The organism is Arcicella gelida, from assembly GCF_034931025.1.
GTDB classification, from domain to species: domain Bacteria; phylum Bacteroidota; class Bacteroidia; order Cytophagales; family Spirosomataceae; genus Arcicella; species Arcicella gelida.
This window is the reverse complement of record NZ_JAYGIL010000035.1, coordinates 45,128-70,184: the sequence shown is the minus strand read 5'-3', so window position 1 is coordinate 70,184 and position 25,057 is coordinate 45,128. Positions and strand designations below refer to the sequence as shown.

20 protein-coding genes are annotated in these 25,057 nt (G+C 35.2%); 8 read left to right on the top strand and 12 right to left on the bottom strand.

Features of this window, described 5'->3' with window-relative positions:
• Positions 1 to 116: 116 nt before the first annotated feature.
• Both VB776_RS20965 and VB776_RS20960 read right to left on the bottom strand, forming a co-directional pair.
• Positions 117 to 1,658: an FG-GAP repeat domain-containing protein gene (locus VB776_RS20965; RefSeq protein WP_323698828.1), complete on the bottom strand. Its 1,542-nt coding sequence runs from the start codon at positions 1,656 to 1,658 to the stop codon at positions 117 to 119.
• A gap of 92 nt (positions 1,659 to 1,750) precedes the next feature.
• A complete protein-coding gene (locus VB776_RS20960) occupies positions 1,751 to 2,410 on the bottom strand; it encodes a phosphatidylserine decarboxylase family protein (protein ID WP_323698827.1) in 660 nt (219 codons plus the stop codon).
• Between the two features lie 178 nt (positions 2,411 to 2,588).
• On the opposite strand from VB776_RS20960, the gene VB776_RS20955 reads away from it, so the two are divergent.
• Together VB776_RS20955 and VB776_RS20950 are read left to right on the top strand one after the other, a co-directional pair.
• Positions 2,589 to 3,140 (top strand): RNA polymerase sigma factor, encoded by a 552-nt coding sequence (locus VB776_RS20955; protein ID WP_323698826.1) that lies wholly within the window; start codon positions 2,589 to 2,591, stop codon positions 3,138 to 3,140.
• A 53-nt stretch (positions 3,141 to 3,193) separates the two neighbouring features.
• Positions 3,194 to 4,561, top strand: coding sequence for a hypothetical protein (locus VB776_RS20950; RefSeq protein ID WP_323698825.1), 1,368 nt, complete (start codon positions 3,194 to 3,196; stop codon positions 4,559 to 4,561).
• Positions 4,562 to 4,569: 8 nt separating this feature from the next.
• Here the strand turns inward: VB776_RS20950 and VB776_RS20945 are convergent, their stop codons facing one another.
• The 4 genes from VB776_RS20945 to VB776_RS20930 all read right to left on the bottom strand — a co-directional run bounded on the left by VB776_RS20945 (position 4,570) and on the right by VB776_RS20930 (position 8,598).
• Positions 4,570 to 5,655 carry a type III polyketide synthase gene (locus tag VB776_RS20945; protein WP_323698824.1) on the bottom strand — a complete coding sequence of 362 codons (1,086 nt, stop codon included), beginning with the start codon at positions 5,653 to 5,655 and terminating at the stop codon, positions 4,570 to 4,572.
• Between the two features lie 118 nt (positions 5,656 to 5,773).
• Entirely contained in the window at positions 5,774 to 6,571 is a 798-nt protein-coding gene (locus VB776_RS20940; RefSeq protein WP_323698823.1) for an alpha/beta fold hydrolase, read from the bottom strand.
• Between the two features lie 6 nt (positions 6,572 to 6,577).
• The gene (locus VB776_RS20935; protein WP_323698822.1) at positions 6,578 to 8,002 is read right to left on the bottom strand and encodes an MFS transporter; all 1,425 of its coding nucleotides are present in this window, start codon (positions 8,000 to 8,002) and stop codon (positions 6,578 to 6,580) included.
• Between the two features lie 158 nt (positions 8,003 to 8,160).
• The gene (locus tag VB776_RS20930; RefSeq protein ID WP_323698821.1) at positions 8,161 to 8,598 is read right to left on the bottom strand and encodes a Dabb family protein; all 438 of its coding nucleotides are present in this window, start codon (positions 8,596 to 8,598) and stop codon (positions 8,161 to 8,163) included.
• A 188-nt stretch (positions 8,599 to 8,786) separates the two neighbouring features.
• Between VB776_RS20930 and VB776_RS20925 the strand changes: the two genes are divergently transcribed.
• A complete protein-coding gene (locus VB776_RS20925) occupies positions 8,787 to 9,365 on the top strand; it encodes an NADPH-dependent FMN reductase (protein WP_323698820.1) in 579 nt (192 codons plus the stop codon).
• Between the two features lie 188 nt (positions 9,366 to 9,553).
• On the opposite strand, the gene VB776_RS20920 is transcribed toward VB776_RS20925, so the two are convergent.
• From VB776_RS20920 to VB776_RS20900, 5 genes are all read right to left on the bottom strand, one after another.
• Positions 9,554 to 10,258 carry a sulfite oxidase-like oxidoreductase gene (locus VB776_RS20920; RefSeq protein WP_323698819.1) on the bottom strand — a complete coding sequence of 235 codons (705 nt, stop codon included), beginning with the start codon at positions 10,256 to 10,258 and terminating at the stop codon, positions 9,554 to 9,556.
• 93 nt (positions 10,259 to 10,351) lie between these two features.
• Positions 10,352 to 11,581: an MFS transporter gene (locus tag VB776_RS20915; RefSeq protein ID WP_323698818.1), complete on the bottom strand. Its 1,230-nt coding sequence runs from the start codon at positions 11,579 to 11,581 to the stop codon at positions 10,352 to 10,354.
• Between the two features lie 291 nt (positions 11,582 to 11,872).
• On the bottom strand, positions 11,873 to 13,405 hold the full coding sequence (locus tag VB776_RS20910) for a M20/M25/M40 family metallo-hydrolase (RefSeq protein ID WP_323698817.1): 1,533 nt from the start codon (positions 13,403 to 13,405) through the stop codon (positions 11,873 to 11,875).
• 219 nt (positions 13,406 to 13,624) lie between these two features.
• A complete protein-coding gene (locus VB776_RS20905) occupies positions 13,625 to 14,956 on the bottom strand; it encodes a sensor histidine kinase (RefSeq protein ID WP_323698816.1) in 1,332 nt (443 codons plus the stop codon).
• Positions 14,957 to 15,118: 162 nt separating this feature from the next.
• Entirely contained in the window at positions 15,119 to 17,332 is a 2,214-nt protein-coding gene (locus tag VB776_RS20900) for an alpha-galactosidase (RefSeq protein WP_323698815.1), read from the bottom strand.
• Positions 17,333 to 17,462: 130 nt separating this feature from the next.
• Between VB776_RS20900 and VB776_RS20895 the strand changes: the two genes are divergently transcribed.
• The 4 genes from VB776_RS20895 to VB776_RS20880 all read left to right on the top strand — a co-directional run bounded on the left by VB776_RS20895 (position 17,463) and on the right by VB776_RS20880 (position 22,790).
• Entirely contained in the window at positions 17,463 to 18,809 is a 1,347-nt protein-coding gene (locus VB776_RS20895) for a glycoside hydrolase family 88/105 protein (protein ID WP_323698814.1), read from the top strand.
• A 212-nt stretch (positions 18,810 to 19,021) separates the two neighbouring features.
• Positions 19,022 to 19,750 (top strand): SIMPL domain-containing protein, encoded by a 729-nt coding sequence (locus tag VB776_RS20890; RefSeq protein ID WP_323698813.1) that lies wholly within the window; start codon positions 19,022 to 19,024, stop codon positions 19,748 to 19,750.
• Positions 19,751 to 19,975: 225 nt separating this feature from the next.
• Positions 19,976 to 21,232 carry a metal-dependent hydrolase family protein gene (locus VB776_RS20885; RefSeq protein ID WP_323698812.1) on the top strand — a complete coding sequence of 419 codons (1,257 nt, stop codon included), beginning with the start codon at positions 19,976 to 19,978 and terminating at the stop codon, positions 21,230 to 21,232.
• A gap of 85 nt (positions 21,233 to 21,317) precedes the next feature.
• Entirely contained in the window at positions 21,318 to 22,790 is a 1,473-nt protein-coding gene (locus VB776_RS20880) for a DUF4301 family protein (RefSeq protein WP_323698811.1), read from the top strand.
• Between the two features lie 117 nt (positions 22,791 to 22,907).
• Here VB776_RS20880 and VB776_RS20875 read toward each other — a convergent pair whose 3' ends face one another.
• Entirely contained in the window at positions 22,908 to 23,435 is a 528-nt protein-coding gene (locus tag VB776_RS20875) for a YceI family protein (RefSeq protein ID WP_323698810.1), read from the bottom strand.
• 382 nt (positions 23,436 to 23,817) lie between these two features.
• On the opposite strand from VB776_RS20875, the gene VB776_RS20870 reads away from it, so the two are divergent.
• Positions 23,818 to 25,053 carry a voltage-gated chloride channel family protein gene (locus VB776_RS20870; RefSeq protein WP_323698809.1) on the top strand — a complete coding sequence of 412 codons (1,236 nt, stop codon included), beginning with the start codon at positions 23,818 to 23,820 and terminating at the stop codon, positions 25,051 to 25,053.
• Positions 25,054 to 25,057: the final 4 nt, after the last annotated feature.

Genomic DNA, 25,057 nt, shown 5'->3' with positions numbered 1-25,057 from the left:
TCTTAGCAGTAACAAAATACAGAAAAACCCCGAAAATTGCCAGTATTGACACTTCTTCGGGGTTATTTTATTGGCAATGTGTTGATTATTAAATATTTACAAGATTAAAGGGAAGCCTATTTCGGACTGTTCTTCTTATTCTCTAAAACAATCAATGATGGTGGTAATTTTCTTCCCATCTGCAATTCTTCAATATCTGCAATTCCTCTTCTTAGAAATGAACCAAGTAGAATATCTGCATCGCCATCTTGATCCATATCTGCTACATCCATCACCATCCATTTACCTTGCTTGGCTTCTGGAAATGTTGATACTTTAAATTGATTACTCCCTTGATTATCCAATAACAAAAAACCTTCATGAGGTTTTTGTTTAGGGTCGGTAAAGAAAGAAATAGCGGCTATATCTAAATCTCCATCTAAATCAAAATCAGCAGCCATTGCTTTTGAAGCCCCAAACATTGGATAAAAATAACTTTGCTTAAAATTCCCTTTGCCGTCATTCATAAAAATCCTGATACCATGATAACTTTTTAGCGAAATAGATAAATCTGCATTATCGCCATTGGTATAAAGTATATCCAAGAATCCATCTTTATTAAAATCGACTAAGTCCATATAACTAGAACCATAAACAGAAGGAAAAGAGAGTACTTGTTGCTCTTCAAAAGTACCATGACCTGAATTGTAAAAGATAAAAACACCTTCACGTGCTTGTGTCATTAACACTACAATGTCTGGTAAATTATCGCCATTCATATCTTTGATAAAAGTATTTCTGGCTCCGGGCAATTCTTTTAAAATATGTTCTCTCCTTTTTACGCCATCGTACCAAGCCAATTTTCCTAATTCATTGCCAAAATTACAGAGTACAAAATCTTCTTTTCCGTCTTGATTCAAATCTGCAAAAGAAGCTTGAACTGGTCTTTGCAGAAACTCCACAATTGGTTTTGATCGCTTTTGTGTCGTAATTTCTAAAAGACTTCCTTTTCGAAAATCATTAGGATCCATTATTCCTAACGTTAATACTCTGAGGTTTTTTTGAGAAAAATCTACATCAGCAATTGGACTTGGTACTGCTATCGAATCTTTTAAAACACCATTCAAATCAAACTGTTTCAAGAAACTTTGTTCGCCACGCCAAGCAGCATAAATACTTTTTTGAGCAGGGTTAAACTTAACGAAAGTAACATAAGGTGTTTTATTGGCAATTCCTTCGATTTTTTTTACTGAAAAATTACTTAATCCTATCGAAATCTTTTCTTTTTTAGCTTGAGGAATTGCTTTTTCTGGAGCATTATCAATGTAATATTTGATAATTTTTGCCCAATCTTCTTTGGCAATAACAGGTTTTTCAGGAAATACTCCCGCTACAGCTAGAAACTGTAATTCCTCTGGATTCATTCCTCCATATACTTTGAAAATATCTGATTCCAAACCAAGTCGATGTGACATTTTAGGTAGAATACTTTTCTCCCAAGTAGCTTTATCTAATAAATCTGGACTAGGAAATTGATGACAACTAGCACAGTAGGTTTCTGCTAATTCTTTGCCGTTTTTGTTTGAAGGAACTGGAGGAGTATAGGTTTCTGATTTATTCGAATTCGAGCAATCCCATAATAAACCCGCTAAAACCAAAAGGAATAAACGATTTAACATCTCTTAAGATTATTATAAAAATGGTTATCAACAAAAAAGGGAATTAAAAATACATAAAATTTTTAATTCCCTTTTTGAATATGCAATTTATATTAAGCTAGTTCTGCAATGACAGTTTCGCCTCCTACTGGTCTATCTTCTAAGTTTACTAAAATTTTAGCATCTAAAGGAAGGTAAATATCTATTCTTGAACCGAACTTGATAAACCCAAATTCAGTACCTTGTTCTACCGCTTGTCCTTCTTTTACATACCAACAAATTCTACGAGCTAAAGCACCTGCAATTTGACGGAACAATACTTCTGTTCCATTATTGTGTTTTACTACAACGGTTGTTCTTTCATTATCAGTACTTGATTTTGGATGCCAAGCAACCAAGTATTTCCCTGGATGATATTTGAAATACGAAACAATTCCTGAAATTGGATTGAAATTGATATGAACGTTGATAGGCGACATAAAAATCGAAACTTGGCGACGTGGTTCTTTGAAGTATTCTGTTTCAACAACTTCTTCAATGACTACTACTTTTCCATCGGCTGGAGCAATAATATGCTTTGGATTTTTAACCGTTGTCCGAACAGGTACACGGAAGAATTGTAAAATAATCAATGCAAAAACTACGCTAAAAGCGATGACAATTTTGCGTAAAATCTCATTTTCTTTAAAAAAATAAGCAACAGCACTATTTAAAATGATTAAAAAAATGGTTGTAACTAAAATAGTACCTTTGCTTTCTCTGTGGATAGTCATGTGTTTAAGGGGGATATTCAAACAAAGTTAATTAAAAACTTTGAAAATCATGAATTCTTGGTTTTGGATAGTTATCTTAATTACTCAATAGCGATTTTACGAAATAAAATACTTTTTGTAAATATTTTAACGCAACCTTTTTTCAGAAAACCCGTATAGATGTTGAAACGTTGTCAAAATGCCCATTATTACAGACCAAAACAATAGCCTCCAAACCATACTTGAAGGGTGCCGTAAGGGTGACTCTAAAAGTCAAGAATTGCTTTATAAGCAATTTTATGGCTATGCTATGAGCGTCTGTTTACGTTATACCAAAACACGGGATGAAGCAGTTGAAGTAGTTAACGATGGGTTTATCAAAGTTTTCAATAATGCCGACAAAGTAGATTTGAATAGGTCTTTTAAAAATTGGTTCAGAAGAATAATGGTGAATACGGCTTTAGATTTTTATCGCCAAAATCATAAGTATTATGACCAAGATGACATTGAATATGCCGAACATTTGAGTGATAGAAGTGATGATGCCTCAGCCAATCTCTCTTATGAAGAACTGTTGGCTTTAGTTCAAAGATTATCGCCAACCTATCGTACTGTTTTTAGTTTGTATGCAATAGATGGCTATTCTCATGATGAAATAGCCAAAATGTTAGGTTTTTCAGTAAGTGCATCGAAGTCAAATTTAGCCCGTGCTAGGGTTAATTTGAGGGAAATGCTTAGTAAACGTTTTTAGTTAATCCATAAAAGAATAAAATCAAGGTTCTAATATAGAATCTTAAGAAAAAAATGTCAGATAAGTGGTGGGATATGTCCGATGACGAACTGGATGACCTTTTCAGAGAAGCCTCTGATAAGGTGCAAATTCCGTTTGACCAATCGTCTTTGGATAAATTAAAAGCAAAAATAGACCCCAAGCCTGTAATGGCACCTGCCACTCGTTTCAAAAACGAAAGGTGGCTACTGCTATTGCTTTTACTTTGTTTCGTAGGAGCAGGAATAGGATATTACTTTACAAAAGATAAAGTTTCAGTAAAATTAACAGGTTCAAAAAATCAAAAAGAGAATTTATTAAACAAGCAAAAACAGTCCATAGAAACTGTTAAAGAAAATTCAGAAGAAGTATCATCTGAAAAAGAGAAAACGACTGAAAAACTGATTACTAAAGAAAATAAAAATGTTCAAGAAAAATTGTCTGAACAACAATCAACTAAAAGTATCAAACTTGAAGAGGTTGAATTTACTGAAAAACAAGTAGCAAAAATAGAGATAGAAAAATCAAAAACTGAATCAGGAAAACTGATACAAAAACAAAATAATATCAGTTTTGTAAAGCATAAAAAAGCCCCTAAGCCAATATTTAACACAAATAATATTACTCCAAATACACAAAAAGCATTTGAAGAAAATGCTTTGATGAATAATCACATAAGTAAGCAAACCAATAAACTTTCCTTATTATCAAGTAAACCTTTGAAGGCTTTAAAGACAAACTTTCCTATTGTTTTACCAACTTTTGAAGAAACGATTGATGAACCAATCAAAGATCCAGTTATAAAAAACTCACGTTTCGGAGTACGACTAGCCATTGCACCCGATGCGAATGCCATTGAAAATTTAGGAGATTTTGCTTTTGGGAAATCAGCAGGAATTTTGTTCGAATACAATTTAACAAATCGCTTTGTACTTCAAACAGGGGCAATTTATACTTATAAACAATATACTACAGGTATTGAGAATTATCATGCTTGGGCTAAAAACTGGTCATATCGCCCAGTTTTACCAACAAGTGTTGCAGGTGATTGTAAGATATTAGATATACCAATCAATATTCGTTATAATGTATTGATGAAACCCAAAAATACTTGGTTTGTAAGTGCTGGTGTTTCTTCGTATTTGATGTTGACAGAAGCCTACGAGTATTATTATGATACCGCTTCAATACCAGCTGGCTTTCCAAAAAATGTATCTTGGAAAAGAGATGATGATTACTTCATAAGTACTTTGAATTTATCTTTTGGCTTCGAAAAACGCATCAATCAGCATATTTCAATTCAAGCAGAGCCTTATTTAAAAACGCCTTTAAAAGAAGTTGGAAGAGGAAAAGTAAATCTTTATAGCAGTGGAATTTTGTTTTCTTTGAAGTATGGTTTTTAGAAAAAATGCTATACAATTTCTAAAATCATAGATTCTAAGGTTAAGCCTGGTCCAAAGGCACAGCTTAAAATATTTTGATTTTGATGGATGTTTTCAGTGTCTTTCAAAATCTGTTTTAAGACAAAAAGTACTGTTGCCGACGACATATTGCCATAATCGCTCAAGATTTGATAAGCATATCTGTTATCATTGGCATTGATGTCTAAAGCCGTTTCAATGGCTTCTAAAATGGCTTTTCCTCCTGGGTGAATTGCATACAATGAAATATCTTGCTTTGTTAATCCTGAATTAGCAAAAAGTTTGTCAGTCAATGCCTTTATTCCTGATTTAACCAACTTAGGAATATAGGAAGTAAGTGTCATTTCAAAGCCGAAATCGGCTACTTGCCAAGCCATATCTTGTTTCCCTTCAAAATACAAATCACAAAAGAAAGATTTCATGGCTAAAGACTTCGCATTTTCAGAAGGTGTAGCTTCGATTAATACCGCCGCCGCTCCATCAGCAAAAAGTGCATTCGATAACAGAAAATCTTCATCCATTTTCTTCTGAAAATGAAGTGTACACAATTCCACACAAACCAATAATACTTTTGCTTCAGCATTGGCCTTACAAATGGTATCTGCCATTTTCAGCCCATTAAAAGCACCGTAACAACCCATAAAATTGATGGCAGTTCGCTGAATATTGGTACTTAGTCCTAAAGCAGCAATAATTTCAATATCAAGCCCCGGAGCGTACATTCCTGTACAACTTACCGTGATGATGTGCGTAATGTTGGGTAATTTCCCCAACTCTGCAATCGCTTTTAGGCAAAGTGGTAATGCGTATTTTTTATAGGCAAGCATTCGTTGAGAAATACTTGGGAAAGGCTCTAAATCAGAAGTCTGAGGATAAAATTCGTAGTCAGAAAAGGTTTTTCCATAGTCAGATAATACAGAATAACGCTGGTTAATTTTAGTAGAACGATACAAAGCTTTTAATCGTCGTTGTTCATATTCATTCATTTGTAAGGCAGAAGCCATGAATTCCGCAATTTGCATTTGTGGAAAACAATTTTCAGGAACAGCCGTACCTATTGCATTGATAAAACTCATGAATAATTGCGGGTTTACCGTTTTTTAGATAACGAAAGCTAAGTATTTTAAAGCATATTATATTTGATATACGAAATACTTATCAAAATTGTTTTCATTCTGTCGGTAAGATGTCAAATTATAGCATTTTATCATTCTTTTTTAAATACTCCACTACTTTGTCAAGGATTTTGGTATGTCCAGCTTCAAGAGTGATTAATTGAGCATTAGGAAGTTTTGTCGCTAAAGGCAACACTTTTTCGGAAGGTAAAATGGTATCGTATTTCCCAGTAAAAATGGTTACGCTAATCTTTTCGTTGTTGATTTGCTCGGCTAGCTTTTTCAAATTGAATTTTAAATATCGAAAACCTGTCCACGATTGAAATACTTGTTTTTTTTTCGTCGGCGTGTCTAACATTCGAAGAGCGAAACGGATAGAACTTTCTGGAACAATCCGCATTTTGGCAAAAAACTTCGTGAAAGATAAAAGTTTTTCTTCCTGAAAAATAACATATTTGAATATCTTCCGAGTAAGGCTAAAACGTGTTGCAAAAGCATAAATCGGATGTTCTGAAATACCATCAGGTGAAACTAAAGTCATACTTTCAATGCGTTTTGGAAAAGCTTCAACAGTTGCCAAAGCGAATCTTCCTCCCATACTAAAACCTATTACAGAAAAGGTTTCAATTTGATTTTCTGCTAAAAATGTTACAAGAAAATCTTTCCAAATAGATTTTGTAATCACTTCGTTTTCTGATACTTGATTTGCATTATCAACAATATTTTTTCCATGAAAAGGTAAATCAAAAGCATAGATTGTATAAACGTTGCTAAAGGTTTCGGCAAAATGCTGGAAACACAAAAAATCCTGCCCAATCCCATGAAAGGCGAGCAGGATTTTTTGTCCGTTTCCGATTTTTTGAAAATATAATTTCATGAATGATTAATGACCTTTACCGCCTTTTACCACGGCATTGTCAAAGTCAATTCCTTGATTTTTCAATACGCCTTGTACTCTTATTCCGAAGAATACCAAGTAAGCAAAACAAATAATTGGTACAAAGTACGATTGTTGAATACCAATTGTGTCAGCAACAATTCCTTGAAGTACTGGAACAACTGCACCTCCGCAAATCATCATAATCATATAAGCTGACCCTTGGTTGGTGTATTTTCCTAAACCAGCCGTTCCTAAAGAGAAAATACATGGCCATAAAACCGAACAGAACAAACCTCCACTGATGAAAGCAAAAAGCGTAATATCACCTGAGCCTAATACACCAATAACCATTGCTAATGCTCCCATTCCAGAGAAAACTAAAAGTGTTCTAACAGGTTTTTCATCGCAATAGAAGAATGCCGCAATCATAATTAATACACAAATTGCATAAGCGTATAAATCACTCATATCGCTTCCGTGCAAAGTATTTACACCTAAAACAATGCCAAAAGCTACAAAAGGAACAACAACAGTTAATATCTTTTTGGTTGCTGGAGCTACATCAAAGTTACTCAATGCGGCCGTCCAACGACCAATCATCATACTTCCCCAGAACATCGAAACGTAATGTGAAATTTGTGAAGAATCTAAACCTTGTGTTACTTTTAAGTATTCTCCTAAATTACTTCCGATGGTTACTTCAACACCCACGTACATAAAAATGGCAATCATACCCAATACTAATTGTGGATATTTTAATACGCCTGTTCCGATTTCTACTTCTTCGTCGTTGGTAATTCTTGGTAATTTAGATACTTTGAAAAAAATGGCTAATAATACAAAAAGTGCTCCTAGAATCAAATAAGGTAATTTTACAGATTCGATAGTTGCATTTTTAGCAGCATCCGCAGCGATAGAACCAAAAATAGCAAAGCTAATAATTACTGGTCCAATTGTTCCACCTAAGTTATTTACCGCACCACCCAAGTTAATTCTGTGTGAACCAGTTTCTGGTGGTCCAAGAGCAATCATAAAAGGTTGCGTAGCCGTTTGTTGTAACGAAAAACCTAAACCAACAATAAATAAAGCTGAAAGCAATAATGGAAAAGATTTCATTTCAGCAGCTGGATAAAACAATAATGTTCCTAAAGCTGAAATAATTAAACCGTACACAATTCCGTTTTTGTAGCCGATTTTGTTCAAAATATCACTTTTGATTACACTTGAAACAATAAAGTATAAAATTGAACCAACTGTGTAAGCAATGTAAAAGGCAAAATCAACTAATTGCGCCTGCCATTGTTCTAAACCAAATTTTTCTTTAAACAAAGGAATTAAAATACCGTTTGAGGCTGCAACGAAACTCCAGAAGAACCATACCGTCATGAGTGTATAAAGATGGGACTTCTGATTGGATTGTGTGGTCATTGAAAACGTGTTTTAGGGTTATTTTTTAGACTGATTAAAAAGGATAATTTTACTTTAAAGCTAATACTTTTTAATTGTTTCGTCAAAATTATATTGATAAAATACCAGAACCTTTACTTATATTGCCGATTGAGTTTGAAAAACATCAAAACACTCTTTTATTGAACATAAATATCTGCTGAATCATAAACCACCACTTTCGACCATAAATGATGATTCTCTGCTCCGAATTTTTTGTGTAATGGATGCACCAAATATTTTTCTTCGTCTTCTTTGCTATCAAAAATCAATAATACAGAAAAAGAGTATGAAGCATCAGTAACTGGTTTATCAAAGTCATTAATTGACGGCAAACCAATATGTGCAGATTTTATCACTTCAATTTTACCCAAAGCTTTCAAAGCTGCTAATAATTGATCATGGTCTTTTTTGTTACTTGGGTCTTTCAACCAAAAATATACGTGGTGTACAAAAGAAAGTTTTTCACCTTTGGGTGCTGCGTTTGAATCTGTCGTTGCGATACTTGTCATGATTGTTCCTGTGGCTAATGCCGTTGCTGAATTTTCTAAAAATTGTCTTCTGGATGATTTTTGCATGATTTTATTCGAGATTTTAATTTTATTCCTATTTTGAAGCGTACAAACAACAAATATATCTTTTCTTAGCGGAAGTCTATCATGAAATATCCGTGAACTATTTTATTCAACATTTGGGTTACTCTATCGACTAAACATTTTTATATATTTGAAGTTTACTTAACACAAATTTCCCTAAAACATAAAATATGAATATTGCCATTATTGCCACTTCGCCCAGAAAGAATAGCAACTCCTTACGTTTTTCTAAGTATTTACAAAAAGTACTAAAAACTTCAGGCTTTGAGAATAGTACCATTGTAGATTTTCATCATTTCGATATTCCCTCAGTAGGTAGAGGAATGGTACAAAAAGATGATTTAAGCCTTTTTCAAGCTGAATTGATTGGTGCTTGGGAGAAAGCAGATTTGGTATTTTTTGTAAGCCCAGAATATAATTGGACTGTCAATGGAGATTTATTAAATGCTTTGCATCAGTTGGGTTCAAAAGATTTTGTACACCTTTTTAATAACAAAGTATTTGCGTTGGCGGGTGTTTCTAACGGACGTGGTGGTAAAATTCCTTGCTTAGAATTGACGACAGTTATTAATAAAATTATCAATTTCACAAATCAGTATTCTGTGATTTCTCCAAGAATCTATGAGTCACACGAAACAGCTAAGAATTTGGATGAACATGCAGATTCAACAGGAAACCATATTTATGAAAGTACAGTAAAGGCATTTGTCGATTATGCTTTGGTTATAGCGAATAGATGGGTGAAGTAAGCTAGTGATTTAGTGAGTTGTGAATGCATATTTTGACAAATCAAACTTATTACAAAATACAGTAGCGGTAACTCTTGTGGTTACCGTCTTATTGTGAATCTTATTTATACAATACAAAGAGGCAACCCCAAGGGATTGCCTCTACAAATAATTTGTTATTCACGAGTTGAAAACTCGTGCTACGATTACTAGCTATATCTATCATTTCTCCAAGGATATGCTGTGTTGGAGTAACCTCTTTCTTCCCAAAAACCTAATTTGTTTTTGGGCATGAATTCAATTCTTTTTATCCATTTTGAGCCTTTCCAAGCATATAATTGTGGCGTAATCATGCGGAGTGGACCGCCATGTTCTACAGCTAATGGTTGTCCATCAACAGTATGACCTAGTAATACATCTGGTTTTAAGGCTTCTTCTAACGAGACATTGGTAGTATAAGTATCATAACCATAACACATAATATGTGTTGCTGTTTCTTTCGGCTGTACTAAAGCGGCTAAATCTAAAAGGCGAACGCCTTTCCAAATCATATCTAATTTCGACCAAGTAGTTACACAGTGAAAATCAGAAATATCTTCTGTTTGTGGTAAAGCCATGAAATCTTCCCAAGTTAATATTACAGGGTTTTCTACTTCTCCGTCGATAATCAAACGCCATTTGTCTAATGGAATTTTTGGTTGATAGCCCAAATCAAGTACGGGCCATTTGGTCGTCAACGTTTGTCCAACTGGAGTTGTTGGCATTCCGTGACGATTGATTGGACCTTTTCCTTGCGGTTTTATATCAGCCATTGATGGCGTCGCTTTCATTTTTTCTTCAAAACGAGCCTTCAATTTCATCCTTGCCTCAATGATGCGATCAAGTTTATCATCTTGGTTTTGTTCGTTTTCCATCTTAGTATTTTTTAGCCTATAAGCTTTTTTGTCTATTTTGAACCCATTGATTTGTGTAGAAAAAGTACGCTGATATTATAATCAAGATTTCTGCTATATTGTTTCTTCAGCATTAATTTTCAACCACAAAAATGCACCAATCATTACAATGATTCCTAACAATAATACAGGAAAATTATAGCCAAAATTAGTCGCTAAATAGCCAAAACTTACTGTACTAAAATAAGCAGCGAGTAAACCTGCGGAATTCATTGCTCCAGAAATCGAGCCACTTCTTGTTCCTCCAATATCCATTGAAACAGCCCAAGCTACGGGTGCAGTAACATCCATAAAAGCCATTCCCAAAGAAAGTAAAATAATGGCTATTGTATTATTTATCGTCAAAGCAGAAACAACCAAACATATTCCTGAAATACCTAAACCAATAATAGGAACAATTCTTCTTCCCCATTTTTTACCGTATTTTTTAACTGCAATATCACTCAAAAAACCACCTAAAAAGCAACCTAAAGCTGCCAATAAAAACGGTGCAGAACCGATGAGTTTCAATTCATTTTCACTGACACCTCTACCTTGTTGTAAATATTTTGGTAACCAAGTTTGAAAGAAATATACTCCTGTGGCATAACAGGCATACATCGCCATTAAATAGCCTAAGTTTTTATTTTGCAATAACTTAAAAATAGAAGTTTTTGCTCCGTGATTATCCAATTGTCGCTTGGCAAGAATTTCCTTTAACTCATCTGCTGAAATATCCTTTGCATCTGTCGGTTCTTCCTTATGCCAGAACTGCCAAAAGATTACCCAAATCACACCTACAAAACCTAGTACATAAAAAGATGCTTCCCAACCATAATGTTGTTGAATTGGAATGACGACCAACGGTGTCAAACCCGCACCTAAGCGAGAAGCTCCCCAGATAATGGCTTGGGCTTGTCCACGTTCGTTGGCAGGAAACCATTTCGCTAAAGCAATAGCAATATTTGGATATGCTCCAGCTTCGCCAATACCAAACAAAAATCTAACGACTAAAAGCATGGCAAAACCCGTAGAGAATCCTGTTAGTATCGTAAAAAAAGACCACCAGAGAACAACTCTAATCAATACTGATTTTGCTCCGATTCTATCGCCTAATAAACCAGTAGGTACTTCGAAAAGTGCATAAGCCAAAGTAAATGAACCCAAAATCCAACCCCATTGTACGGCAGTTAATCCTAATTCTTTAGTGATGCGCTCGCCTGCGGTGGAAAATGCGATTCGGTCGAGGAAAGTGATGACAGAAAGAATAGCAAGTACAAGCAGTACTTGATGACGCTTTTTCATATTTAGATGGTTTGGTTTTGGATGTTTAAAGATAATACTCTTTTAGGGAAATGCTATCCTAATGCTTTCAACCAAACACAATTTCATTTTACTAATGATACTCAAAGCATGAAGCTTCATATAATTTATATCAACGATGATACTCAGCACATGAAGCTTTATATAATTTATATCAACGATGATACTCAGCACATAAAGCTTTATATAATTTATATCAACGATGATGCTCAGCACATGAAGCTTTATATAATTTATATCAACGATGATACTCAGAGTATCCTCATTCTTATCTTATTGAATACTCATCAAAGCAACGTAAGTTTCAAGCCCGCTCCTTAAATTTTGGATTCTGATATTTTCATTTTCAGCATGCTGATTATTATCATGATTGGCAATTGGCACTGTAATCGTTGGTGTTGCCAAATGTTTATCGAATAAATATAAAGGCAAACTTCCCCCCGAACTTGGCATTAAAACAATGTTTTCTTTAGAAGTACTCTGTACTGCTTTGATGATAAGCTGTGCGATGGGTAAATCCATTTTAGTACGTTGGGCGTTGTATCCTTCTTTGGCTTGGACACGGGCAATGAGTGGATATTTTAATCTTTCTTCATCAGTAATACTCTCGTTGGTAGTCACATAATAACCTTGAGATTTGATGTGTTCGATTACCTTTTGAACTTGTCGCTGAGCATCATTTCCTAATACTAATCGTAAATCTAAAGCCGCTGTTGCCGAAGTAGGAATAATATTCGCTACCATTTTACCTACGTTTGCACTCGCAATTCCATTGATATTTAAAGAAGGTAAACTAATCAATTCAGCAAGTGATTTACCATCACCTTCGGCACGCACAAAACCTAATTCATTTCTCATTTGCTCGTCGGACGGGGGAATGTTCGCTAATGCCTGTTTTTCTAAAGCTGATAAAGGAGTAACATCATCATAAAAACCGTTAATCAATACTTTGCCTTTGGTATCTTTCATCGTTGCTAATAGATTTACTAATAAATTAGCAGGATTCGGCGCCCAATTTCCATAATGTCCGCTATGCAACGGACGCTTCGACGCAAATACTTTTACTTCCATATTTACATCCCCACGCACCCCAAATACTACTTGTTTTCGTCCAGATTGATGAACGGGGCCATCGCAAATTACCCAAAGGTCGGCTTTGAGTTTATCTTTATGTTTTGCTAGAATTTCTTCTAAATGAGTAGAGCCAGCTTCTTCTTCGCCTTCAAAAAAGAACTTTAAATTTACCGAAGGTTTGATTCCCATTTTAGTCATGGCTTGATAAGCCGATAAAATGGTAAATACGCCCGCTTTATCATCCGAAGCACTTCTACCATAAATTCTCCATTCAGGATTGATACTTTCCGAAGCTTTTGGAACATCAATAATTTTACCGCCTTTTTCTAAAGAAGCATCTAAGAAAACCGCTTCAAAAGGTTTTATTCCCTCCGCCCATTGATTAGGATTTACTGGCTGACCATCGTAATGTGCATAAAACACTAAGGTTTTTGTAGCATTTGGTACGATTACTTCTCCATAAATAGCAGGAGGAACACCTTTGGTTTTGGCATCTAATTTTTGGGTTTTAATGCCTCTGTCCTCCATCATTTTCACGATATAATTTGCTGTTTTTTGAATGCCAACAGTATCATAAACGACATTAGGAATAGACAACAAGCCCATGAATTCCTGAAGAAGTCGATGTTCATTCGCTTGACGAAATGCACGTGTTTTATCGACCAAATTGCTTTGAGAAAAAACCGTTAAAACATTGAGGAACAACAAAGTAAGTAAAAAGTAGCGTTTCATAAATGAAGGTTGATAAGTAATAGTTTGAGTGATGAATTAGTATTGTAAGAAGGATATACTTGTGTGCAAATATTTTTTATCTTAATATTTTGATGTAGCGGCAAACCCTTGCGGTTGCCGCACTCAAAACGGCAACCGCAAGGGTTTGCCGCTACATCAAATCAGCTTTAAAGATAAACTTAAGCCTTTGTACAGGAGACTCATGCTGAGTCTTGTGGATTAAAACACTAATTTAAAAATAGTCCCCTGCCCTTCTACTGAATTGACTGTGATGCTACCTTTGTGCAATGCCATTATTTGTTTTGATAAACTTAAACCTATACCCGAACCATTGGTTTTTGAAGTAAAAAAAGGCACAAAAATTTTATCCAACAATTCTGCCGACATACCGATGCCATTGTCTTTTACTTCAATCACTACTTTCTCTTGTGGGTTTAAATACGCTCCTATTTGGATTTTAGGTTTTTCAGATTCTTTAACAGCATCCATCGCATTAATCATCAAATTGATGATTACTTGCTCTATCAAAGCCAAATCGCCTTCTATTTGTAAATCGAAATCTTTCAAGATTACATCTAATTCAATGTTCTTTTGTTCAATCTGATTTTCAAGTAGAATCTCTACGCTTTCAAACAAATCTCGAATATAAAAAGTAGAGAAAGAAGTAATAGAAACCTTTGCTAATTGTCGATAAGTATCCGCAAATTTCAACAAATTGGCACTTCGTTTTTTGATGGTTGAAACACCCAAAGTAATGTCTTCCAATAATTGTTTATTGGCAGGATTGGGATTCTCGCCACTTTTCAATCGTCCTTCCATCGTTTCTGCCAAAGAGGCAATCGGAGCAACGGAATTCATAATTTCGTGGGTCATTACCCTCAATAATTTCTGATAAGCTTGTGCTTCTGTGTCTTCAATGGCTTCGTTTACGTTTTGGAAGGCGATTAGATGTGTTAATTTCCCTTCGTTCATAAAAGTAGTTTTGGCTAACAAAACCTGTTTATGGTCTATTTTCACCAATTGATTTTCACCACTTTTCAAAGAACTAATTGCCTGAAAAACAAAGAGATTCCGTTTTTCTAAAGAAGAAATATTTCTTAAATAAGGAATACTTAACATCTTTTTAAAAGCCTCGTTCATCCAGCCTACTTCCCCATTTTGGTCATAAGAAAGTATTCCAGTATCCACCAGCTCTAATATTTTTTGAAGGTATTGATATTGTTCTTCACGTTCGGAAGAAAGTTGTTTGAAAGTACCGTTGATTTGATTGAAAGCTCTACGCAATTGCCGAACCGAAACAGGTGCATTTTTTTCGGCAAATTGTAAGGAGAAATCTCTGTACTGAACAGCTTCAATAAATTGAGTCAGTTCGGTATTAGTTTTATTGATGAATTGTACAAAACTCAAAATCTGAAAAAACAGTACCAATCCGATAAAAAAGAGTAAAGTAAACTTACTGTTTACGATACAAAAAGCCGCCAAAGTAATACTTCCCAAAAGTAAAAGTACTCTTAACGTCAGACTGACTTCATAGCGATTGAGTTTGAACATACGTGATTTAGAAGTTGTGAATTGTGAGTAATGAGCAAACCATTAATGCGGCTTAAAACAATTTTCATCCTCAGCAAACGTATTAAATGTTTTCGCTAAGGATGAAAAATCTTATTTGCATCGTGAATCTATGATTTTTAGCTCATTACTCAAAATACAAAATTATTTCACTTCTGTCAACTCCAATACAACACTTGTTCTTCTTAAAGTAATATTTGGATTCACTCCTACATTCATCAAATAATCTCCAGAATAAACAAGGTCTTTTTCAATGCTTGATTTTGCATCTGGATAGACATTTATTTCTTGAATTTTATATTTCTTTTTTGGGTCTAATCCTTTCAATTTTACAGGAGTCACACTGAAAACACCGTCGTAACGATTGGTGGTTAAATAAGAAAACATCACAGCATGATCTTGTGCGGCATTACTAAATATCAACGAAGCATAAGGGTTTTCCCAAGGGTTTTTCAGACGATACAAATCGCCATGCCAAACGACATCACTGATTCTCTTATAATTCGCCAATGCCTGCTGACTAAATTGCAATTCTTTTTCAGATAAATGACTCACTACAATATCATAACCCATTTTGCCCATCATCGCAACGTCAGTGCGGTATTTAATGCCCACTTTACTCCAATCAGTAATGTGATTACACTGAGCAATGGCAGGATAAAAATATAAATATTCCCACTGCATAAATACTCTTTCGAGTGGGTCTGTATTATCACTTACCCAAAATTCAGTGAAGTATTTCAGCGCTTCATAATCTACTCTACCGCCTCCTCCAGAACATAGCATCATCGGTACTTTTGGATATTTCGCTCTGATTTTTTCTAATACTTTATATAAGCCTCGTACATATTCTACGTAAAGATGCGTTTGTGGTAAACCTTTCTTTTCTAAATAAGCCGAATGAGCATTATAGACAACGGCATTACAATCCCATTTGATAAAGGCGATTTCTGGATTTTTGGTAAAAAGATTATCAATAACACCATACACAAAATCTTGTACTTCTGGATTTGATAAATCTAAAGGCAATTGATTTCTGAAATAATGTTCTGGTCGCTGAGGTTCACGAATTACCCAATCAAGGTGTTTTTCGTATAATTCGGATTTTGGATTTACCATTTCGGGTTCAACCCAAATCCCAAATTTAATACCTGCTTTTGTTGCTTCTTTTACCAAATAACCAATGCCGTTTGGTAATTTTTTTCGATTTTCTTGCCAATCTCCCAAACCTGCAACATCGCCATTTCTTGGATATTTGTTGGCAAACCAACCATCATCCAACAAAAACATATCAACGCCTAATTTTTTTCCGTCTTTAAAAAGTTCGGTCAATTTAGCTTCGTCGAAATCGAAATAAGTAGCTTCCCAATTGTTCAACAAAGTAAGTCTTGAACCTTCGCCGTCCAAAATTCTATACTTTCTTGCCCAATTGTGCATATTTCTACTGGCTTCGCCTTTTCCGTTTTCAGAGAAAGTAAAAATAAAAGACGGTGTTTTAAAATCTTGATTGCTTGCCAAGGAATACTCCGAAGCATGTGAATTGATTCCTGCCAATAAACGAAGGTTATGATAAGTATCCATTTCAAAATCTATTTTGAAATTTCCCGACCAAGCCAACGTTCCTAATAATACTTTACCAGCATCTTCGGTAGCAGGTTTATCGAACGACAACATAAAAGTTGGTGGTTGAAATAAATTCGCCCTTGTTCCCAATTTAGAATCTAGCGTTTTGATACCCGCCGTCAGTTTAGTTTCTTCGGGCTTCATTTCTTTTGCCCAGCCACCGTGATAATGATTGAGGTAATAATCGTCTGCCATGAAGTACAAATTGGCAGAAGCATATTTTTGTAAAGTAATATTTTTTGCTTCTTGATGTTTGATGACCGACCATTGTTCAATGACGTTTTCTTTGTAATAAACTTTATAGAAAAGTCGTACTTCAAGGGCATAAACGGGGTCTTTTAATACGATTACGGTTTCAGAAACATTATCATCAATTTTCTTTACTTCGTGACTAACGTATTTAAGTTCCAAAGAAGAATTTCCATCGGCGTGTTTTACTTCGATGGCAGGTTCTACCAAATTCCAAGTACCACTTGGCGTGTAAACCGAATTAAAAATTCCTGAATTTTCATCATTGATTTTGTACTCTTTGGTAATCAAGCCGTAGTCTGCTGATTGGGCTAGTTTTTTTCCGAAGAAAACAGTTCCTAAACGGTTGTCTTTATCGGTTTGAAAGACCAAAGCATTTTGTGAAGTTTCGATAGGAATAGTAATCAACTTTTGGGCATTGATACCAAAGCTGATGAAAAAGATTCCTAAAATAACATAGAAGGTTTTTGGAGAGTAATTGGACATTTGCATTTTTTAGATTATTTATGCCAAAATAAGTCATTTCACATAGTTTAATGACCAATCTTATCATGAATTGATTAGATTTTATACATTACTGTCTTTATGTTTGCATCACTCTTAATAAAATTAAAGCATGAAAAAAATTAATCAAATCTCTTTAGTCTCATTGCTATGTTTGGCTACTTTACCAGCTTTAGCACAGCAAAAGCCATCGCTTCATTCGGAAATGCTGCACACAGCACAACCAGATTATCCAGTGGCTTACACTACACCCAAAGTGGAAGAAGTAACACAAGTACTTAACAGAATCCACAAATATTTAGATGCTGTTACGCCAATGAAAGTAATTAGCAACACGACAAAAAAAGAAATTACAGACTTTAGCAAAATAGATACCAGTGCGGTTGTAGAAAGAGGAACATTCAGCTTAACAAGCTACGAATGGGGCGTTACTTATTCAGGAATGTTGGCGGCAAGTGAAGCTACTGGCGATGAGCGTTTTAATGATTATGCTCGTAAACGCATGACTTTCTTGGCTGAAAAAGTACCTTATTTTAAGGAAGTATTAAAGCAAAATCCGAGTAGCAAAGGACTTCGCCAAGTAATTATGCCACATGCTTTGGACGACTGCGGTGCAGTTTGTTCTGCCATGATTAAAGCGACGAGAGGAAATGTTGTGAAAACAGATTTACGTCCATTGATTGATAATTACATGAATTATATCAGTACAAAAGAATTTCGTTTTACTGATGGTACTTTAGCTAGAAATCGTCCGCAAGCTAATACACTTTGGTTGGATGATTTATTCATGGGCGTACCTGCTTTAGCACAAATGGGTAAATTGACAGGCGATAATCGTTACTTTGATGATGCAGTAAAACAAGTATCACAATTTTCAAAAAGAATGTTTAACCATCAGAAAAACGTATTTATGCACGGTTGGGTGGCAGATATGGAAACGCATCCAGAATTTCACTGGGGACGTGCCAACGGCTGGGCTATTCTAACAATGGTTGAATTATTGGATGTTTTACCAGAAAATCATGCGGGTCGTGCAGAAGTATTGACTTTATTGAAAGCACATGCTAAAGGCTTGGCTTCGTACCAAACAGGAAGCGGTTTCTGGCATCAATTATTAGACCGTCCAGATTCTTATTTAGAAACTTCGGCTACAGCGATTTATGCTTATTCTTTTGCAAGAGCAATCAATAATGGATGGCTTGATGCAAAAGCTTATGGACCAGCTACTTTATTGGCTTGGAATGCAGTAGCTACAAAAGTAAATGCTGGCGGACAAGTAGAAGGTGTTTGTGTAGGAACAGGAATGGGCTTTGACCCAGCTTTCTATTATTATCGCCCAATAAATGTATTGGCGGCACATGGTTATGGTCCAGTTTTATTAGCAGGAGCAGAAATGTTGAAATTGATGAAATCTGGAAAATATTCTATGAACGATAGTGCTTTGCAGTATAATAAATAATTCTGTGAAATAGTCAGTGAATAACATTCTGATGAGCCATCATTTGGGGAATTCCCAAATGATGGCTTTTTTGTTTAGATTGCGTTTGGAAAAGAATTCTTAATTATTGACGAGTTGAAAACTCGTTTTACGAACTAATGTTAATCTTTTGTTAATATCATACTTTTAAAAGTAAAGTCTCGTTTCTCAGTCAAATCAAATTAAATACTCAAATGAAAAAATTAGCTAAAATGTTAATGCTTGTTATCCCATTCGGATTAGGAGCTTTTGCAAGTACTGCACAACAAGTAATCGTAGAGAAACCTCAACCTAAAAAAATTGAAGTAACAGGAAGTGCCGAACAAGAAGTATTGCCCGACGAAATTTATGTTTCTATTACTTTAAGAGAATATTTTAAGGATAATAACAACAAAAATAAAGTTGATATTATGGTTTTGGAAAAGCAACTTCAAAAAGCAGTAGAAGAAGCTGGTATTACTAAAGAAAATTTTAGTGTGGGCGATATCAACGGTTATCGTGAATGGTTTGGCAAGAAAAAACCAACAACCTTTTTAGAAAGTAAAAGCTATATCGTGAAAGTAGCCAATTTGTATAAAATTGATGGAATCATCGCTAAAGTAGATGATAAAGGCGTTGCTTCTACAAATATCAGTCGCTTCGAATACTCTAAAATAGAAGCATTAAGAAAAGAAGTAAAAATTAAAGCTTTGCAAGCGGCTAAAGAAAAAGCGAAGTACTTATTAGAAGGTATTGGCGAACAATTGGGCGAAGCCTTGGAAATTTATGAAATCGACAATGGTTATTCTCCAGCACCAATGTATTCAAATATGATGTTGAAATCAGCAAGAATGGAATCCGCCGACGCAATGCCTGAAAGTACTATCGACGTTCAGAAGATAAAAGTGAGATACGAAGTAAAAGCCGTTTTTAGAATTAAGTAGGGTTAGAATGCGGACTTAATGACTTTAGGACTTAAAGACTATAGACGCTAAGGTATTTAGAGGTAATTTTTTAAGGGTCTTTTTTAGTATAAATTTTAGCTTTTTTATCCTAAAGTCTTTTAGTCTTAAAGTCCTCAAGTCTTAATAAAACAATTTCCTTCAATTAATAGCACGACTCTGCGGAATCGTGCTATTTTTGTTTATAAACTCATTTCTTCAACAAATATGAAAGTATCCTTACTTAAATTATGTCTCCTTTTTTTCTTTAATGTCCCAATCTTTGCCCAACAAGGAATTTATTTACTCAAACCTGCCCGAATATTTGATGGAGAAAATATTCATGAAAATTGGCAAGTATTGATTCAAAAAGAAAAAATTATAGCTGTCGGAGAGAATCTAAAGATTCCTCAAAACACAGAAATTATCAATTTGCCGAATGCTACATTATTGCCCGGATTGATTGAAGGTCATTCACATTTATTACTTCATCCATACAACGAAACCACTTGGGATGACCAAGTTCTGAAAGAATCTCGTGCAGAACGCATCGTCAGAGCCACTATTCACGCCAAAAATACTCTAATGGCAGGTTTTACAACCATCAGAGATTTAGGAACTGAAGGAGCTGATTATGATGATATTGGTTTGAAACAATCTATCGAAAAAGGTATTATTCCTGGCCCAAGAATGTTGGTTGCTGGTCGTGCTTTGGTAGTTACAGGTAGCTATGGGCCAAAAGGTTTTCAGTCGGATGTAACCGTTGTTCAAGGTGCGGAGGAAGCTGATGGCATAGATAATTTATCAAAAGCAGTGAGAACCCAAATCGGGAAAGGTGCAGATGTGATAAAAGTTTATGCCGATTATCGCTGGGGACTTTTTAAAGATGCACAACCAACTTTTTTAGAATCAGAATTAAAATTGGTTGTTGATATTGCCAAAAGTTCTGGTCGTGATGTAGTTGCTCATGCTTCCACAGCCGAAGGAATGCGCAGAGCAATTATGGCAGGCGTAAAAACGATTGAACATGGCGATGGTGCAACGGCAGAAATCTTTCAATTAATGAAAGAAAAGGATGTATGCTTTTGTCCGACTTTAGCCGCTGGCGATGCTACTTCTCAATACAAAGGTTGGAAAAAAGGACAAGAACCCGAACCAGAACGCATTCAACTAAAACGTAAAAGTTTCAAAGAAGCATTAGCCGCTGGCGTGAAAATTTGCATGGGAGGTGATGTGGGCGTATTTCCACATGGAGAAAACGCTCGTGAAATGGAAATGATGGTAGAATATGGCATGAAACCAATAAATGTTTTACAGTCGAGTACTTCAGTAAATGCAGCAGTATTCAAACTAAAAGATTTAGGAAATATCAAAACAGGGTATTTAGCTGATATTATTGCTGTTCAAGGAGAACCTGAAAAGCAAATCTCAAGTCTGAAAAATGTGATATTTGTTATGAAAAATGGTATTATCTACAAAAAATAAATGCTAACCGCTGAAGACAACGATTAACTTATATATTTGTAATAAAGAATAATCGCATATATTGATTACCGCAAACCAAATTACTATGTTTACTAAAAACGACCTCAATCAAATTCAGGAATTAGGCATTGACTTAGCAACTGTTGAACAACAAATTCAAGATTTTACAGATGGCTTTCCGTTCATGCAACTTCAAAAAGCAGCAATTCCTGAAAATGGCGTAACACAACTTTCTGAAGAAAAACTGGCTGAGTATGTAGCCCTTTATGAAAGTAAAGTAAAAAGCATTACGCCTTTGAAATTTGTTCCTGCTTCTGGTGCAGCCTCAAGAATGTTTAAAGCTTTATTTGCCTTTTTGGAAGAAGGAAAATCAGATAAATCAACAAATCAATTCTTTGAGCGATTATCTGAGTTTGCGTTTTATGACGATTTAAAAAAAGTTCTCCCTGAAAATGCCGATGAAAAAACCATTGCAGATTATTATTTAACAAGCAAAGGTTTGGAATATGGTACTTTGCCTAAAGGACTTTTGAAATTTCATAAATACGAAAAAGCTAACAGAACTGCTATTGAAGAGCATTTAGTAGAAGGTGCAAATTATGCTAATACAGACGGAATTGTAAAATTACACTTTACTGTTTCTCCAGAGCATTTAAGCCGTTTCAAGACACTTTTAGATGCAGTATTGCCTACTTATGAAGCTGATTATGGTGTAAAATATGACATTGCTTTTTCTGAGCAAAGAAAATCGACAGATACAATTGCTGTGAATTTGGACAATACACCATTCCGTGAAAAAGATGGTTCGTTACTGTTCCGTCCTGCGGGTCATGGTGCTTTGTTGGCTAATCTGAATGATATTGATGCCAATATTGTGTTCATTAAAAATATTGATAATGTAGTACCAGACCGCATCAAACAAACTACTTATGATTATAAGAAAGCTTTGGCAGGCGTTTTACTTCATTATCAAGACAAGATTTTTGATTATCAACATCAATTAACAGAATGGGCTTCACAACCTTTGATTAATGAATTGACAGAATTCTTTGAAAAAGAACTGTGTGTATTACAAAACTCAGCATTTACAGATTTGCCTCATAACGAAAAAGTAGCTTATTTCTTGAAAAAGCTAAATCGTCCATTGCGTGTTTGTGGCGTGGTAAAAAATACTGGCGAGCCGGGCGGAGGACCATTCTGGTGTAAAAATGCTGATGGCACTACTTCTTTACAAATTGTAGAATCTGCGCAAGTAGATTTAGACAATGAAGACCAAAAAGCTATTTTCAATAATTCAACACACTTCAATCCAGTTGATTTGATTTGTTCTTTGAAAAATAATAAAGGCGAGAAATTCGATTTATTGAAATTCCGTGACCCCAAAACAGGTTTTGTAACTCAAAAATCTAAAGATGGTAAAGACTTGAAAGCACAAGAACTACCAGGACTTTGGAATGGTGCAATGTCTGATTGGAATACGATTTTTGTAGAAGTTCCCTTAATTACTTTCAATCCTGTAAAAACAGTGAATGATTTATTAAGAGATGAACATCAATAGAGTGATGAATGTTGAGTGCAGAGTGAGGAGTAAATTTTATAAATTACTCCTCACGCTGCACTCAACATTCAAAACTATTCTTACTCCTCATTCTGCACTCCGCACTCAAAATTCAAATTACGCTTGTTTCACCAATTGAATATTGGCAATTAATTTCACTTCTTCACTTACCAAAGCACTTCCTGCTTCTGTGATTGCGTTCCAAGACAAACCAAAATCTTTACGATTGATTTTACCTTTCAATTCAAAACCTGCTTTTACATTTCCCCAAGGGTCAGTAGCAGTTCCGTTATATTCTACTGCTAAACTTACTGGTAAAGTAGTTCCTTTAATTGTTAAATCTCCAACTAATTCAAAATCGTCACCGTCTTTTGTGAAAGAAGTAGATTTGAATGATAAAGTTGGGAATTGTTCAGCATCAAAGAAATCTGCACTTTTCAAGTGACCGTCACGTTGTTCGCTATTCGTATTAATTGATGCCGTATTTGCCTCAAATGAAATTGATGCACCATCAAAATCATCATCAGCTTCTACTGAACCGCTAAATTCTTTGAAGTTTCCTGTTACTGTTGTAATTACTAAGTGTTTTACTTTAAACTGAATTTCTGAGTGTGAAGCGTCGATTGCCCAAGTTGCATTTGCCATTGTATTGTTAGTTAAAAAGTTTTTGAAATATTCAATGTCTATACATTTAATGTTATAACATACAAATATAAAATAGGTTCAATCGAATTATTTTTTTTGAAAAAAAAATAAAACACGACCCATTCACACATCCGAACTTAAAGCTGTATGGATGATTTAATTTGTTCAAAATATTTCTTAGATTAATTTTTGTAGCGGCAAAGCCTTGCGGTTGCCGCACTCAAAACAGCAACCGCAAGGCTTTGCCGCTACGCCAACTTCGCTTAATCCTTCGTAAAATACTAATCTGAAACCGCTAACGCCCAATCAGCCATTCAGTACGCTTATTTATATTGAAATACATTCCGTAATTTTGTTTGATTAATTCACCAACATAAATGATATGAATCAACAAATCTTTGTGCTGAAATTCACATTGAAGTGGCTTTTAATGGCAGTACTTGTCGGTTTGGCAATTGGTTCGGCTTCGGCTTTCTTTTTAGTTTCACTCGATTGGACAACTCACTTCCGTGAAAATCATCCTTGGTTGATTTGGCTTTTACCATTAGGAGGTTTAGCAGTTGGTGTTATGTATCATTACTTCGGACAAGACGTAGCCAAAGGAAATAATCAATTGATTGAAGAAATTCAGCATCCTGAAAAAACTATTCCTTCTAAAATGATGCCGTTGATTTTATTGACTACTTTGCTCACGCATTTGGTGGGTGGTTCGGCAGGAAGAGAAGGAACGGCTGTACAAATGGGCGGAGCAATTGCTGATTTTTTTACAAAACCTTTAAAATTCAACGACTTAGACCGAAAGATATTGCTGATAATGGGTGTAAGTGCTGGTTTCGCTTCGGTTTTTGGTACTCCTTTGGCAGGAACATTTTTTGCATTAGAAGTAGCTTTTATCGGAAAAGTACGTTACGAAGCCATTTTGCCAAGTCTCTTTTCGGCTCTGATTGCAGATTATACTTGTCAGGAACTTTGGCATGTTGGTCATACACATTATGCTATTCCAGCTGTACCACATTTAACAATTCCGACAATTTTGTGGGCAATGCTCGCCGGTATTTTGTTTGGTTTGGTTGGAATGTTATTTGCCAAAAGCACTCATTTTTGGAGTAATTTATTCAAAAGTAAAATTCCTTATCCACCTTTGCGACCAGTAATCGGTGGCGTGATTTTAGCCATTTTATTTTTTGCGGTGGGTACTTCAAAATATAATGGTTTGGGCGTTCCCGTGATTGTGGAAGCATTTAGCGAAAAACTACCTTTCTATGATTTTTTGGCAAAAACATTTTTTACAACGCTTACTTTAGGTTCAGGATTTAAAGGTGGAGAAGTAACGCCCTTGTTTTATATCGGAGCAACGATGGGAAATGCTTTGACGAATTTTATTCCGCTTCCGATAGCTCTTTTGGCTGGAATGGGCTTTGTAGGTGTTTTTGCAGGAGCTTCTAATACGCCCATTGCTTGTACTTTAATGGGAATAGAATTATTCGGAGCAGAGTCTGCTATTTATTTGGCTTTGGCTTGCGTGATGGCTTACGCATTTTCGGGGCATTCAGGAATTTATTCAGCCCAGAAAATTGCCGTAAAAAAATACCAAGAACCCGACGAAACTTTTTTATAAACAA

Bases quoted from the DNA above. Each gene is read 5' to 3' on its own strand.
- VB776_RS20965 (WP_323698828.1), bottom strand. From the start codon at position 1,658: ATGTTAAATCGTTTATTCCTTTTGGTTTTAGCGGGTTTATTATGGGAT.
- VB776_RS20960 (WP_323698827.1), bottom strand. From the start codon at position 2,410: ATGACTATCCACAGAGAAAGCAAAGGTACTATTTTAGTTACAACCATT.
- VB776_RS20955 (WP_323698826.1), top strand. From the start codon at position 2,589: ATGCCCATTATTACAGACCAAAACAATAGCCTCCAAACCATACTTGAA.
- VB776_RS20950 (WP_323698825.1), top strand. From the start codon at position 3,194: ATGTCAGATAAGTGGTGGGATATGTCCGATGACGAACTGGATGACCTT.
- VB776_RS20945 (WP_323698824.1), bottom strand. From the start codon at position 5,655: ATGAGTTTTATCAATGCAATAGGTACGGCTGTTCCTGAAAATTGTTTT.
- VB776_RS20940 (WP_323698823.1), bottom strand. From the start codon at position 6,571: ATGAAATTATATTTTCAAAAAATCGGAAACGGACAAAAAATCCTGCTC.
- VB776_RS20935 (WP_323698822.1), bottom strand. From the start codon at position 8,002: ATGACCACACAATCCAATCAGAAGTCCCATCTTTATACACTCATGACG.
- VB776_RS20930 (WP_323698821.1), bottom strand. From the start codon at position 8,598: ATGCAAAAATCATCCAGAAGACAATTTTTAGAAAATTCAGCAACGGCA.
- VB776_RS20925 (WP_323698820.1), top strand. From the start codon at position 8,787: ATGAATATTGCCATTATTGCCACTTCGCCCAGAAAGAATAGCAACTCC.
- VB776_RS20920 (WP_323698819.1), bottom strand. From the start codon at position 10,258: ATGGAAAACGAACAAAACCAAGATGATAAACTTGATCGCATCATTGAG.
- VB776_RS20915 (WP_323698818.1), bottom strand. From the start codon at position 11,581: ATGAAAAAGCGTCATCAAGTACTGCTTGTACTTGCTATTCTTTCTGTC.
- VB776_RS20910 (WP_323698817.1), bottom strand. From the start codon at position 13,405: ATGAAACGCTACTTTTTACTTACTTTGTTGTTCCTCAATGTTTTAACG.
- VB776_RS20905 (WP_323698816.1), bottom strand. From the start codon at position 14,956: ATGTTCAAACTCAATCGCTATGAAGTCAGTCTGACGTTAAGAGTACTT.
- VB776_RS20900 (WP_323698815.1), bottom strand. From the start codon at position 17,332: ATGTCCAATTACTCTCCAAAAACCTTCTATGTTATTTTAGGAATCTTT.
- VB776_RS20895 (WP_323698814.1), top strand. From the start codon at position 17,463: ATGAAAAAAATTAATCAAATCTCTTTAGTCTCATTGCTATGTTTGGCT.
- VB776_RS20890 (WP_323698813.1), top strand. From the start codon at position 19,022: ATGAAAAAATTAGCTAAAATGTTAATGCTTGTTATCCCATTCGGATTA.
- VB776_RS20885 (WP_323698812.1), top strand. From the start codon at position 19,976: ATGAAAGTATCCTTACTTAAATTATGTCTCCTTTTTTTCTTTAATGTC.
- VB776_RS20880 (WP_323698811.1), top strand. From the start codon at position 21,318: ATGTTTACTAAAAACGACCTCAATCAAATTCAGGAATTAGGCATTGAC.
- VB776_RS20875 (WP_323698810.1), bottom strand. From the start codon at position 23,435: ATGGCAAATGCAACTTGGGCAATCGACGCTTCACACTCAGAAATTCAG.
- VB776_RS20870 (WP_323698809.1), top strand. From the start codon at position 23,818: ATGAATCAACAAATCTTTGTGCTGAAATTCACATTGAAGTGGCTTTTA.